The following is a 13,053-nucleotide window of genomic DNA, read 5'->3' on the forward strand; positions in this document are numbered from 1 at the left end:
TTATAATCACGTTATTTATGAGAAAGAACCTGTTCTTTACGGTAATGTTATTGCCAGTGATGTTGATGCAAACGTATGCACAATCCGGTAAAGCCGACAAAGCCCTGCTGGCAAAGGCAGATGCTACGCTGCAATTTGCAGCCAGGCAGTATAAACTGATGATGACGCATGTGCCGGACAGCTTACTACCACGCACCACCAACACTAAAGATGGCAGCCTGATGACTTCCAATTCCGGCTGGTGGACATCCGGTTTTTATCCCGGCACCAACTGGTACCTCTTTGAATACACGAAGGATCCTGCCTTTAAAACGGAAGCGCTGAAACGCATGGCATTGGTACAAAAAGAACAGTTCAATACCCGCACCCATGATCTTGGGTTTATGATGTATTGCCCTTTCGGTAATGCCCTGCGTATTACCAAAGATCCTGCGTATAAAGCTATTTTGCTGACCAGCGCAAAATCATTGTCTACCCGCTTTAATCCAACTATTGGCTGTATTAAATCCTGGGATCATGGCACCTGGAAATTCCCGGTGATCATTGACAATATGATGAACCTGGAATTACTGAACTGGGCTACGCGTGAAACCGGCGACCAACAGTTTGCCAGGATTGCCCGTACACATGCAAATACTACGATTAAAAATCATTTCCGTCCTGATTACAGCTCTTACCACGTGATCGATTATGATCCGGCTAATGGGGCGGTAATAGCACGTAAAACGCACCAGGGAGCGGCTGATAGCTCTGCCTGGTCCCGTGGTCAGGCCTGGGGTTTGTATGGCTACACCATGATGTACCGTGATACCAAAGACAAAGTCTACCTGGATCAGGCCCGTCATATTGCGGAATATATACTGAATAATCCTACGATGCCGGCAGACCTGGTGCCTTACTGGGACTATCAGGCGCCTGGTATTCCCAATGCCCTGCGTGATGTATCTGCGGCGGCCGTAGCGGCATCTGCCCTGCTGGAACTCAGTCGTTATACCAACAAAACGGAAGGCAAGCGTTACTGGAATGCAGCAGAGAAAATGTTGACCAGCTTATGCAGTCCTGCCTACCTGGCTAAGGAAGGTGAGAACAATAACTTTATATTAATGCACAGTGTGGGTTCTTTGCCACATCAATCGGAAGTGGATGTACCATTGACTTACGCCGATTACTATTTTGTAGAAGCATTGCTGCGCTACAAACAGTGGGCGAAATAGTTATTGCTGTAGCATTTCCTTCGCCGTTAATATACCTGGTTCGGCGATAATTGTTTTTAATACGGCGGGAGAAGATATATAACTAAATATATTTTCTGCCGCCGTTTTATATGCAGGCATGTTATAAGCAGCGAGGGCAGTCAGCACCCGGCAGGCATCTATGTTTTCACTGAGCACCTCATCCGGTGGGAGGTATTTGTTATTGTTGCTGAAGCTGTAAAGTGCATTGTTTTTCCCGGTGAAATGTGTCAGCATATAAGCGGCAGTTGCTTTTGCAGCAAGTAGTGTGGCCGTATCCCCGGTGAGTTGATGGTAATGTAATAATGCCTGGCAAAGATAGAGTTGATCCGCTAATGCTACGCTGCCGGTAAATGCCCGGTCATGTACATAACCACCATCGGGTAGTTTGAATTTTTCTTGAATAACCAATAGAATATCACCCGCATTTTTCAATTGTTTTTGATTGTTGGTAGCGCTATATAAGTATAGCAATGCATCTGCCAGTTGTGCATTTTCTTTTGCATAGCAGGTGCTGTCTATTTTCGGGATGCCTTGTGCATAACGACCTTTTGCGGATAGTGCAAAATAGCCGCCGGCATGTTCTCCGGCTTTCAGATCGGCATCTTGTGAATTGAAGTAGAGCGCTTCGTTGCTATGCAGGAAAGTATCCAGGTAGTGAACAATGTTATTCGCTTGCTGTAATGCAGTGCTATCCCTGGTAGCGGCGTAGTATTGCGCGTATATTTTAATGTACCTCGCCTGTATGCTGAGTATTTTTTCGAAGTGTGGATGTTCCCAGTCGCCGTTGGTGGAGTACTGGTACACGCCACCCCAGGCAGGATCGTTGATACGGTAGGAACCGTGAATGGTGAGGGGTAGCCACTTTTTTAACAGCGGATCTGTTTTAGCATGACGGAGTGCATATTCAATGCCATCGTATTCCAGGAAATGTTGTTGCATATCGTAGCCACCATTCGTCATGTCCAGGTAGGTGAAGAAGTTTTTCTTTACAAATGCGGCGGTGGCGGCAGACCATTTTCCTGGTATCACGGTGTTGGTGACTACCTTTTTTAGTGGTTCAATATAACGGTAACTATTATACGTTTTCTGAAGCAACGGCAGAAAATCTGCCGGGCTGAAATAGCCGGCTTGCTTTAGGAGTTCTCTTCCATCTTCATGAAATATAATAGTGGCGGGCCAGCCATAGTCTTTGTATTTGGCGTACAGGTCGGGCCGTTTGTCCTGGTTGGCTTTTATGCAGATATAATGTTGGGAGAGATAGTTGATTACCGCAGGATTATTGTAGGTAGAATCATCCATCACATGGCACCAGTGACACCAGCTGGCGCCCAGATCCAGCAGTACGGGTTTATGTTGTGCACTGGCCTGGTCAAAGGCATGTTGATTGAATTCCTGCCATGGAATGCTTTGGCCGGAGGCAATTTGTGCAAAAAGTAAGCAGGCGGAGATAATATACCGGTGTAACACGGGAGCGTTTTACCAGCATATACGGGATTTGGATAAAATTGGTTTAGTCTTTTTGTGGATTGCCTGGAAACAGCGGCAGTGGCTTTTTCCCGTCATCGGTGAGCCATTTTTCATATACCAGTCTCACCGGTTGATAGTCTTTCGATGCCAGGAATTGTTGCATCCGCACGTTATTGGCGAGGGTATACCTTACTATTCTTCTGATGCCTCTTTTTATATAAATATTCTCCAGTTCTTCATTCATGAGGCGGTAGATGCCCTGGCGGCGGAATGCTGCGGCAACGTAGCCGTCTGATACATAGAGGGTATCGTTGGTATAGTCTTCAATGCGGCTTTCATCGGCTTCTTCGAGGTAGGCGAAAATGAATCCTGCGGGTTCGTTATCTACGTATGCGAGTAAACAGGTACCGTTGCAATCTTCCTGCATTTCAATAACGTGTTGCATGTAGTTGGCCGCAATACTTTCCCAGTTGGCTGTTTTCAGGAAGAAGGATTTTTCGGAGAGATGTAATTGCTCCATCATGCTGCTGATCAACGCGTAATGATCACGGATTCGTATAGGCGTAATTGTTACCATGAATACAATGTGTTAACAGGGTACTTCGATTGATTGGATCTTTTTCAGCGGAGTAAATAAGGAGGTATCCATCTCTCTAAAATAGCTACTAAAATATGGGCGGGAAAAATATGCTTTCCCCGCCCATACACTATGTTTAAGCGGGTTTCACCGGGCTGCCTGTCCAGGTGGTATCCGATTGTAATTTTTCTCCTTTCATCACGAGTGAGAGTGGAGCAATATTTACATCATCGCCAATTTCGCTATCGTATAAGATGATAGATCTGGCGCCGATGCTGCTTCTCTTACCAATTTTGATGGCGCCGATTTTCATCACCCTGTCTTCGAATAAGTGTGTTTGCGGGCCGCTGTCTTCATTTAGTACGCTGTCGCTGCCTATTTCCACCATATCAAATTCTGTGATATCAGCGGTGTTCAATATTACGCGGCGGCCGGTTTTTACGCCGAGCAGGCGGAGTACTACGGGCAGCCAGGGCGTGCCTTTCAGGTATTCCAGCAGGAACGGAATAGAGAGTGCTTCGTAGGTGGAAGTGATGGCTTCACTGCGCCATACTTTGGAGGTCCACATGGGACTTTGCAGTGGTTTATACACACCAATCAGTATCCATTTCAGCATTACGGTGAACAGGAAAGCGGGTAAGCCAAGGAAGAACAGGTAATAGAACGGGAATTGCAGGAGGATCATCCACCAGGGTTTGTCGGTCACCAGGTCATGTGCATAAGCAATGAAAAGGATACTGCAACAGATTACTACTGTTTCCGGGATGAGTATGCGGATAAATTCTACCAAAGCCCTGGCCAGTCTGCGTTGTGGCGAAGGTGTAGTGGTGAGCTCGGGTGGAAAGAAATGGCTTTCCTGGCGGCGTGGAAGGGCAATAGCGGGTGAACCAAACCAGTCGCGCGCATTGCTGCCAGCCAGTTGTTCTTTCGACGGCGGTGTGGATAACACACCAATGAGCATATTTTCCGGCAGTTCATACCCTTGTGGTATGAGGGCACTGTTGCCTACAAAGCTGGTATTGTGGATAATTGTTTTTTCGAGAATCAATTGTTGACCGCGGACATCGGATTCGCCCAGTGTTACTGCATCGGCAATGAAAGCGCCGTCGCCTATTTCCAACAGGGGATGGGTTACGCTGCTGGCGGTAGATACTTCTGTGTTCTTACCAATTTTGGCACCCAATGCACGGAACAGGGAAGAAATATATACGGTAGCGAAAATGGGATGTATTACAATCAGCGACAGCGACATTAGCTGATCGGCAAACCATTTACGGGCGTAGAAAGCGCTATAAATCGGATAGGTGCCGGGTTTGATACCCCATTGCAGCAGGCGGGTGAGTACTACCGTTTGTGTGGTAAACAAAATGATATAACTCAGTGCCAGTGCGGGTGTAATCACCATGTAGTTAAAGTTATAGTCTGGTGCCGCATTATCCATTTGGTTCAGGGTAATGATGGTGGGCAGTAACGGTAACAGTACGGTGAACGGAAATACCAGCAGGAATAAGGAAAAGATGATGCTGTATTTTGTGCGGGTGGCTTTGGATACTTCCAGTGGCTGCGGCAGTTCGCTGATACTTTTGGTGACTTTCAGTTCTGCGGGGCTGCCCTGCCATACTTCACCGGTTTTAATGGTGCTGTTGGGAGAAAGGAAGCTAAGGTCCTGTAGTTCGCTCCAGGGTTCCATTACCGTATTGCCACCGATGATGGCGCTGCTGCCGATGTAGGCATGATCGCCGAGGTGTACCGTTCTTAATTTCAGTAGGCCATCTTCAATGAAAGCGTTGTTGATAACGGCCTGGGAGCTGATGCTGACATCGCTGCCAATGGTTACCAGGTCTTCCGCGCCAATGGTAACGGCGCCCAATTGTGCATCCGGCGCTATTTTCACGCCCAGCATCCGGAGATAAGTAGGATACAGGGGAGTGCCATTGAGGAACTGGGAAGGCATGAGGCGTTGGATGGTTTTCACCAGCCACCAACGGAAATAGTAGCTACCCCATACCGGGTAGTCGCCGGCTTTCATTTTCCCGATCACCAGCCATTTGGTCATGATGATGAGTGCAGAGAATACGGGAGGTAACAGGCAGAACATCACCAACGCCGTGAGGATAGCGTATCCCAGGTGGCTGGTGGCTTGTTCTACGTAGTAATAGCCGAGATAAGGCAGGTATATCTGCATGGCAAACAAACCGTAAATTACCAGTATGGCAATGGTTTGCGCGCTCCAGCAGGTGAGGTGTCGCCACCAGGGTACTTTATTGAAAACACGTTTTTCCTGGTGACTGGCTTGTGGTTGGGCTGCCCAGGTATCTGCCAGCTTTTGTAGCGGGCGGTGTATGTAGATATCTTTGAGAGATGCCTGTGGTACATTGGCTTCCCGCCGCAAACGTGATACCATGGCTGCTGCCAGCAGGGAGTGTCCTCCGAGGTCAGTAAAGAAATCCTGTTGCAGATCAATCTGCCGGTCGGGGAATACTTTAGAGAGAATGATGAGGAGTTTGTCGGCCAGCGGAGCATCCGGATCAATGGCTTCATGGGTGGTTACCTGTGTAAAGGCAGCGGGTACGGGCAACGCTTTGCGGTTTATTTTGCCGCTGGGGAGCCGGGGCATATCGTCCAATACCTGGATGATACCTGGTACCATATAAGGTGGCAATACTTTGGCGAGATGACTCCTGAGCACAGATTCATCAAAAGGTTGGTCATCTTCCTTTACGATATATCCTACCAGTTGATCCTGGTCGTTACTATCTTTTTTAACGGCTACCGCTGCAGCGGCTATGCCGGGGATGCTATTGAGCTGATTTTCTATTTCGCCCAGTTCAATGCGGTAGCCACGTAATTTGATTTGATCATCGAGGCGGCCCTGGAAGTCGATGCTACCGTCGGCCAGGATGATAGCGGCATCGCCGGTGCGGTATAGGCGACTGCCGGGTAGTTCGGTCATGGCCACTGGTTTATCCACAAATTTTTCGCGGGTAAGTTCCGGCCGGTCGATGTAACCTGCGCCTACGCCCGGACCTGAAATCACCAGTTCTCCGCGTTCTCCTACGGGTAAGATGTCCAGTTTTTCATCTACCACGGCCATGTTGTAGTTAGGTAATGGCTGGCCGATGGTGATATAATCGCCGGGTTTTAGTGCCGCAAAAGTGGCGCTTACGGTAGTTTCTGTAGGGCCGTAGCTGTTATAGAACAGGCGGGGAGGTGCGCCCCAGCGGGCCAACACCTGCGGTGTACAGGCTTCTCCTCCGGCATTGATTAAACGGAGGGTAGGGATGTTGTCGTCCATGATGGCCAGCAGACTGGGTACTGCATGGAGGACGGTAATTTTTTCGCGGCGGAGTACATCGCCCAGTTCATCAATGGCTTTGGCGGTGGTGGCATCTGCCACCCAGAGGGTAGCGCCGTTGAAATAACTGAGCCAGGTTTCTTCGCACCACATATCGAAGGATACGGAGAAGCCCTGGTATACTTTATCGGTGGATCGTATGTTTAAAACAGTTTGTTCTGCACGGATGAGGTGACATATCTGCCGGTGGCTGATAGGAATACCTTTGGGTTTACCGGTGCTACCGGAAGTGTACAGCACATAGGCAAAGTTATCTGGTTGGGGACCTGCGCTGAGCTGGAAGGTTTCAGTACTGTCGGGTACGGGTGGCACTGTTAATACCGGTGCTTCCAGTTGCAGGGGAGCCTGGCTGAAACAGGCCGCGGCTTTTACTTCGGTGAGTACTACTTCTACGCGTTCGGCGGGCATTTCCCGGTCGAGTGGTACGTAGGCGGCACCAGCCTTGATAATGCCCAATATGGCTGCATGCAGTTCCAGGCCACGGGGCCACCAAATGCCTACTACGCTGCCAGGGCCAATTCCCCTGGATTGTAACATAGCGGCTATTGCATTGCTCCAGTGATCCAGTTGCTGATAGGTAAGTGTTTGTTGCTCGAATATCAACGCTGTATGATGGGCGTGTGCCTGCACCGCTTGTGAAAAAATATCTGCCAGGGTTTCTTCATGGAGCAAATCTGGCTGCTGGGGCCCCTTAACTATACTGTAAACATTCATAAGTTCGCGTTCCCGTAGGTTCATTGGTGTTTGGTAGGCACAAAGTTACTGGTAAGAATCGGTGTAGCGCCTTAATATACCCTTAAAAAAAATAGGTTGTTTGGGGGAAAATGCGTATAATCTGGGAAGATGATATTCATTTTCTCCTTTTGGGTAAATGCCATGCTGTTGCTTTAGCTACAATACTTTCCTGCTATGGTGCGTAGGTGCATACCTGTTATAGGAAACAATCAAATACCGCTTCTTGTTCGTTAGATTTGTTCGCTTATTTTATCCAGTACATTTTCCCAGTAAGCTTTCATACGATCCCTGTCGGCTTCATTTTGCAGGTGTTCCTGGTGGAAGCTGACAGTGGTCTTTTCTTTTACAGGGATCACTCTTATTTGCAGTGTGGACGCGGAAGGTTCATTTTTCCGTTGCCATTTCATGCGGATTACTTTGCTGGTGGTGACGGCCGTAACGGTGATGCTGACGCCACCAGGCGTAGTGTAGGTATCGCCTTTCTGAAAAGCGATATTGGCTTTATCGTCCAGCCAAACGCCGAGAATGGGTGGGGTGAACAATAATTCCCAGGCCTGATGGATGCTAACAGGAAAAGTACGGCGGATGCCCATTTCCCAGCCTTGTGAAGCGGTGAGTCCTACGGGTGTTTTTTCGGGTGCCATCGTTTTTTAGGTTAAGGTAAAGAAAAAGGGAGATATTGGCATATGTAATCTATTGATAATAAGTATTCTTATTATTAATGTGTCGGACACTGTGAAAAGGTGGATATTTATACGTGAAAATGTAAAATATTTTTTTATTTTTAAGTAAGCTTAGAGAAGAGTGAAACATTTAACAGGAAATCTGACAAACATCTAATAAAAATCTAACTCGGGTACAAAAGCAACCAGTATCCAGGCACGTCATCGGAGCAATTCATTATAAAAGAGCACAAGTAACATCTGAATTAAGAAGAAGTAAACCAAAATCTGACTACACATGAGTAAATTATTACGCATGCCCAATTGGTATTTAACACTTATCATCTTATTATTTGTGGCCTTATACCTCGTGTAAAAGAAATTAATCTCGTCTAACCGGGCAGGCGCTTTTCAGTGCGGGTCCTTATTTTCATAAGCAAAAACGGGGCTGTCCTTCACAAGCGGGCAGCCCTTTTTTATGAGCGGAAAGCATAAAGCAGAAAGCAAAAAGCTATTGAAGTGGATGACCTTAGCGAATATCATTAACACGCTTTAATCATCCGCTTCAATAGCTTTTTGCTTTCTGCTTTCTGCTTTATGCTTTCTGCTCCTGGGTCTGTGCTGCTTCCCATCCTATCATTGCATTTTTGCGGGTGCTTCCCCAATGATATTGGCCGTATTCACCGGTAGCTTTGATAACCCGGTGACAGGGAATCAGGAAGGCCACCGGGTTTTGGGCTATTGCCGTGCCTACGGCCCGGGACGCGTTGGGATGTTGGATATCTGCTGCCAGGCGGGAGTAGGTGGTGAGGTTGCCCATTGGTATTTTCAACAGCGCTTCCCATACTTTCAGCTGGAAGTCCGTTCCTTTTAAGTGCAGTTTTATTTCAGACAGCCGGCTCCAATCCTGCGTAAAGATGTATAGGGTATTCTGTTGCAGGAGATCTACCATCTGCGTAAACTGTGCATGCGGGAACTGCTCTTTCAGCGCCTGCAGGGCGGCATCAGGGTTATCTGCAAAAGTCATGTGGCAAATACCTTTGGGCGTAGACGCCACCAGGATATTGCCAAAAGGACTTTCTGCAAAGCTGTAATTAATATGCAGTGCTTTGCCGCCATTGCGGTATTCGCCGGGCGTCATGCTTTCGATGTTAATAAACAAATCGTGTAAACGCCCGGTGCCGGAGAGACCCGCTTCAAAAGCTGCGTCAAAAACGGTGACCTTTTCTTCCCGTAAAATATTTTTTGCGTAATCCAGTGTGAGATATTGCAGGAATTTTTTCGGTGTTACACCTGCCCATTCAGAAAATACCCGTTGAAAATGAAACGGGCTCATATGCACGGCTGCTGCCACTTCCTGGAGGTCAGGCTGCGTTTTAAAATTGGTTTTGATGTAGTCTATTGCCGTTGCAATTTTATCATAATTGTTCATGGCTGTTTATTTTAAAACAAAGGTAGCAGCGCCCTTATCCTTAAAAAACCCGGTTATTGCTATCTGTGTTTTGGCGTCATTCTCCGATTTTTACAGGAAAAGCGGGGAATTTAACTACATTCGAAAGTACGATAATTTCAACCGACGCTTGTGTGGATCCCAGCCCTTCGGGTTATGATGAAATAAAATATCCATAAATGAATATGCCCAAATTTATGAAGGCCGCATTACTTTGTTTCGCCGCTTATCTGCCACTATCCATATTTGCGCAGCAAGCCGCTCCTCCTACTTTTTTATTGCAATCAACTGTGCTACAGCAAAGTAAAGCCGCTATGGCACAACATGATCCCCAAGCAGAGAAAGCATTGGCAGACCTATTACAGCAGGCTGACCGCGCATTGCAACATGGTCCGTATGCAGTGACCTTTAAAAGTAAAGTGCCTCCCAGTGGGGATAAGCACGACTACATGAGTGTAGGACCCTACTGGTGGCCGGATTCCACCAAAGCAAACGGATTGCCATATATCCGCCGCGACGGCGTCACTAACCCGGAACGTTATACCGTGAAAGACGACAGCTACTTCAACGCATTGTGTGGAGATGTGAAAACACTGGGCCTGGCCTGGTTTTATACCGGTGATGAAAAATATGCCGCCCATGCCGCAAAGTTGCTACGCACCTGGTTCCTGGACCCCGATACCCGGATGAACCCCAACTTAAACTATGGACAAGCCATTCCCGGTATCACCGAAGGCAGGGGCATTGGTTTAATAGACACCCATGCCGTAGTGGGGATGATTGATGGGATGCAGTTGCTGAAAAATGCGCATTCTTTTCCTGCCAGTGATTTTGCGGGTATACAAGATTGGTTCCGCCGCTTTCTTACCTGGATGCGTACCAGTAAAATAGGGCAGGAAGAACGGGTGGCGAAAAACAACCACGGCACCTGGTATGATGTGCAGGCCGTAGCTATCGCCTTATTTACGGAACAACCACAACTGGCAAAACAACTATTGCTGGAGCAAACCATGCCACGCATTGATCATCAGCTGGAAGTAGATGGCCGGCAGCCGCTGGAACTGGAACGCACGCTTTCCTGGAATTATTCCTACTTTAACCTGGCGGCCTTTTTTGAACTGGCTACCATGGGAGAACAGGTACAGGTAGACTTGTGGCATTATCAAAGCCCGGGCGGAAAAAGTGTACGCAAAGCTTTCGAATGGATGCTACCATTTGCTGCCACTAAAGCTACCTGGCCATATCAACAAATTAAACCCATGGATACCGGTGCGTATGTAACCCTCGCCCTGGTTGCGGCAGCCAAATACCCTGACCTGGACTTGTCGGCCTTATGGCAAGTGCATCCCAGGCAACCGGATTATACCTTCCTGCTCACCGGCTGGGGTAGCTAACGAATTGCACCCGGCATTCACCCTTTCTTCTTTTTCTGTGTCATCAGGATGTATCAACGAATCATCATGACAGCGAAACTGAAGTTACTGTTACTGCTATTGACAGGTAGTTTGCCGGTATTGGCCGGACAGCAAAACCCGGATAGTGTACAGGCAGCACGACAAAGCATTATCAAACTGGTGGTAGCCAGACTGGAAAGAGATCACTACTCCCCCAAGGAATTAAACGATGCCTATTCAAAGGCTGTATGGAAAAGGTTTATCACGGCCATAGACGATTACCGTTCGTTATTCTTACAAAAAGATATTACACAGTTACAGGCTTATGAAACCACGCTGGATGATGAATTGCGCCAGGGCGACGTGCAATTTTTTAACGTGGCCTTTCCCTTGTACCAGCAACGGGTAAAAGATGCCATCCGCCTCACCGATAGTATTTTACAACGCCCCGTTTCTTTTAAATCATCCGAACAGGTGTTGCTGAACCGCCATGAATCAGCATTTCCAGCCAATGAAAAAGAGCGGGCCAGCATATGGGCAAAGCGTCTTACCTATGAGGTGTTCCGGAAAATACAGGAATCAGCCGCTACTGACAGTATTGGGAAATTACCTTTGGCTCAGCAGGAACAACTGGCCAGGGCCAAGGTGCAACGCTGGTTTCAACGTTCCTTCAGCAATATGCTCATCGCTGCTGCGGAGAATGATAAGTTTGCCCTGTATGTAAATGCCGTGGTATTTGAAATGGACCCACATACCGCCTATAACCCGCCAGCCGATGCACGGATGTTACAGGAACAGATGGCGCACCGTTATTACGGACTGGGCATGGAGCTAGGCGTAAAAAATGATGAAGTATTTATCAAGCGTTTAATCAGTGGTGGCGCGGCTTTACGCAGCGGACTGGTACAGGAAAATGATCACCTGGTACAGGTGAGTAATCATGGTGGCGACATGGTAGAAGTAGCCGGCATGCCATTAAATGATATATCCCGGTTAATCCGCGGAGATAAAGGGACCATGGTAAAACTGGTGCTGCGTAAAAGCAATGGCCATGAATCCATGGTAACCATAGAAAGAGGAATCGTAAATGAAGATGAAACCGGCGCCAGGAGTGCCGTGATTCACCAGCAACAGCAAAAGATCGGCTATATTTATTTACCTGCCTTTTATGCAGATTTTGAGAGAAAAGAGGGTGTTCACTGCGCGGATGACATCGCCAAAGAAGTAATGCTTTTACAAAAAGCGCAGGTAAGTGGTATGGTGATGGATCTGCGTAATAATCCCGGCGGCTCACTGGATGAAGTGGTGAAAATGCTGGGACTCTTTCTGCCGCCCGGTCCTAAGGTACAGTTAAGAAAGCGGGATGGTGTAGCAGTATATAATACGGACTCCACACAACCCTGGCTGTATAAGGGGCCGCTCACCGTATTAATCAATGAGAACAGTGCTTCCGCAGCGGAAATTTTTGCCGCTGCTATCCAGGATTATCATCGTGGTATTGTGATTGGCAGTGCTTCTTCCTATGGAAAGGGGACGGCGCAGGCTACCCTGCCAATGGGCAAAGCGGGGGATCCGGACAAAGGAATACCTACCCAGCTTTTTGGCAGCATTGCTTTAACGCAGCATAAATTTTATCGCGTTAATGGCGCTTCCACACAGTTGAAGGGAGTTATTCCCGATATCCTGTTACCAGGTGTAACCGCTTATCGCAAAGTGCAGGAGCGGGATAATGTAACCGCGTTGGCATGGGATACTATTCCGGGTACTTTTTATGCAGCTATCCCCAGGTCCGGTAAAGAGCAGCAATTGATTGCCGCCGGAAATGATTGGTGGAAAAACGATAAAGTATTCGCAGGTATATTAGAGAACACCAACTGGATGAAGCAGCACCAGGATGATCCGGTTCCTTTATCATTTGATAAGTTTAAGCAGCATCAGCAGCAGTTACAGCGGCATATCGATACGTTGGGTGAAATATGGAAGTTGCCGGCAGGAAAGCGGTTAATACTAACGGGTACCGATACACTGGCAGATAAGATTTTACAGGAGCGCTATGAAAAATGGATGGCATCCACAGGTGAAGATGCTTATTTGTTAAAGACGATAGAAATTATGCAGCAGATGGACGGCCTCCGGTAAAATGTTTTTGCATGAATGCGGGCTTTTCTGTTCCTTTTT

The 13,053-nt window shown here is 47.7% G+C and carries 8 protein-coding genes; 3 read left to right on the forward strand and 5 right to left on the reverse strand.

The features are described from left to right. Nucleotides 1-17 precede the first annotated feature (17 nt). The gene (locus tag AC5ZC7_RS02160; RefSeq protein ID WP_496159805.1) at nt 18-1,214 is read left to right on the forward strand and encodes a glucuronyl hydrolase; all 1,197 of its coding nucleotides are present in this window, start codon (nt 18-20) and stop codon (nt 1,212-1,214) included. On the opposite strand, the gene AC5ZC7_RS02165 is transcribed toward AC5ZC7_RS02160, so the two are convergent. The 5 genes from AC5ZC7_RS02165 to AC5ZC7_RS02185 form a co-directional block, all read right to left on the reverse strand. Then, nucleotides 1,215-2,702 carry a DUF255 domain-containing protein gene (locus AC5ZC7_RS02165; protein WP_496159804.1) on the reverse strand — a complete coding sequence of 496 codons (1,488 nt, stop codon included), beginning with the start codon at nt 2,700-2,702 and terminating at the stop codon, nt 1,215-1,217. Nucleotides 2,703-2,745: 43 nt separating this feature from the next. Continuing rightward, nucleotides 2,746-3,279 carry a GNAT family N-acetyltransferase gene (locus AC5ZC7_RS02170; RefSeq protein ID WP_496159803.1) on the reverse strand — a complete coding sequence of 178 codons (534 nt, stop codon included), beginning with the start codon at nt 3,277-3,279 and terminating at the stop codon, nt 2,746-2,748. A gap of 136 nt (nt 3,280-3,415) precedes the next feature. Beyond that, nucleotides 3,416-7,372 (reverse strand): Pls/PosA family non-ribosomal peptide synthetase, encoded by a 3,957-nt coding sequence (locus AC5ZC7_RS02175; RefSeq protein WP_496159802.1) that lies wholly within the window; start codon nt 7,370-7,372, stop codon nt 3,416-3,418. A 227-nt stretch (nt 7,373-7,599) separates the two neighbouring features. Next, complete coding sequence (locus AC5ZC7_RS02180; protein WP_496159801.1) at nt 7,600-8,013, reverse strand: SRPBCC domain-containing protein; 414 nt, start codon at nt 8,011-8,013, stop codon at nt 7,600-7,602. A 613-nt stretch (nt 8,014-8,626) separates the two neighbouring features. Continuing rightward, nucleotides 8,627-9,463, reverse strand: coding sequence for a methylated-DNA--[protein]-cysteine S-methyltransferase (locus AC5ZC7_RS02185; RefSeq protein WP_496159800.1), 837 nt, complete (start codon nt 9,461-9,463; stop codon nt 8,627-8,629). Between the two features lie 197 nt (nt 9,464-9,660). Here AC5ZC7_RS02185 and AC5ZC7_RS02190 point away from each other — a divergent pair, with 197 nt between their 5' ends. Both AC5ZC7_RS02190 and AC5ZC7_RS02195 read left to right on the forward strand, forming a co-directional pair. Further along, on the forward strand, nt 9,661-10,875 hold the full coding sequence (locus AC5ZC7_RS02190) for an alginate lyase family protein (RefSeq protein ID WP_496159799.1): 1,215 nt from the start codon (nt 9,661-9,663) through the stop codon (nt 10,873-10,875). 66 nt (nt 10,876-10,941) lie between these two features. Continuing rightward, nucleotides 10,942-13,014, forward strand: a complete 2,073-nt coding sequence (locus AC5ZC7_RS02195; protein ID WP_496159798.1) for a carboxy terminal-processing peptidase — start codon at nt 10,942-10,944, stop codon at nt 13,012-13,014. Nucleotides 13,015-13,053 lie beyond the last annotated feature (39 nt).

The sequence above is a fragment of the Chitinophaga sp. 9-1-y genome, assembly GCF_059511905.2.

Excerpts from the sequence above, each read along its gene's own strand:
- AC5ZC7_RS02170 (WP_496159803.1), bottom strand. The coding sequence starts at position 3,279 with ATGGTAACAATTACGCCTATACGAATCCGTGATCATTACGCGTTGATC.
- AC5ZC7_RS02180 (WP_496159801.1), bottom strand. The coding sequence starts at position 8,013 with ATGGCACCCGAAAAAACACCCGTAGGACTCACCGCTTCACAAGGCTGG.
- AC5ZC7_RS02160 (WP_496159805.1), top strand. The coding sequence starts at position 18 with ATGAGAAAGAACCTGTTCTTTACGGTAATGTTATTGCCAGTGATGTTG.
- AC5ZC7_RS02195 (WP_496159798.1), top strand. The coding sequence starts at position 10,942 with ATGACAGCGAAACTGAAGTTACTGTTACTGCTATTGACAGGTAGTTTG.
- AC5ZC7_RS02190 (WP_496159799.1), top strand. The coding sequence starts at position 9,661 with ATGAATATGCCCAAATTTATGAAGGCCGCATTACTTTGTTTCGCCGCT.
- AC5ZC7_RS02185 (WP_496159800.1), bottom strand. The coding sequence starts at position 9,463 with ATGAACAATTATGATAAAATTGCAACGGCAATAGACTACATCAAAACC.
- AC5ZC7_RS02175 (WP_496159802.1), bottom strand. The coding sequence starts at position 7,372 with ATGAACCTACGGGAACGCGAACTTATGAATGTTTACAGTATAGTTAAG.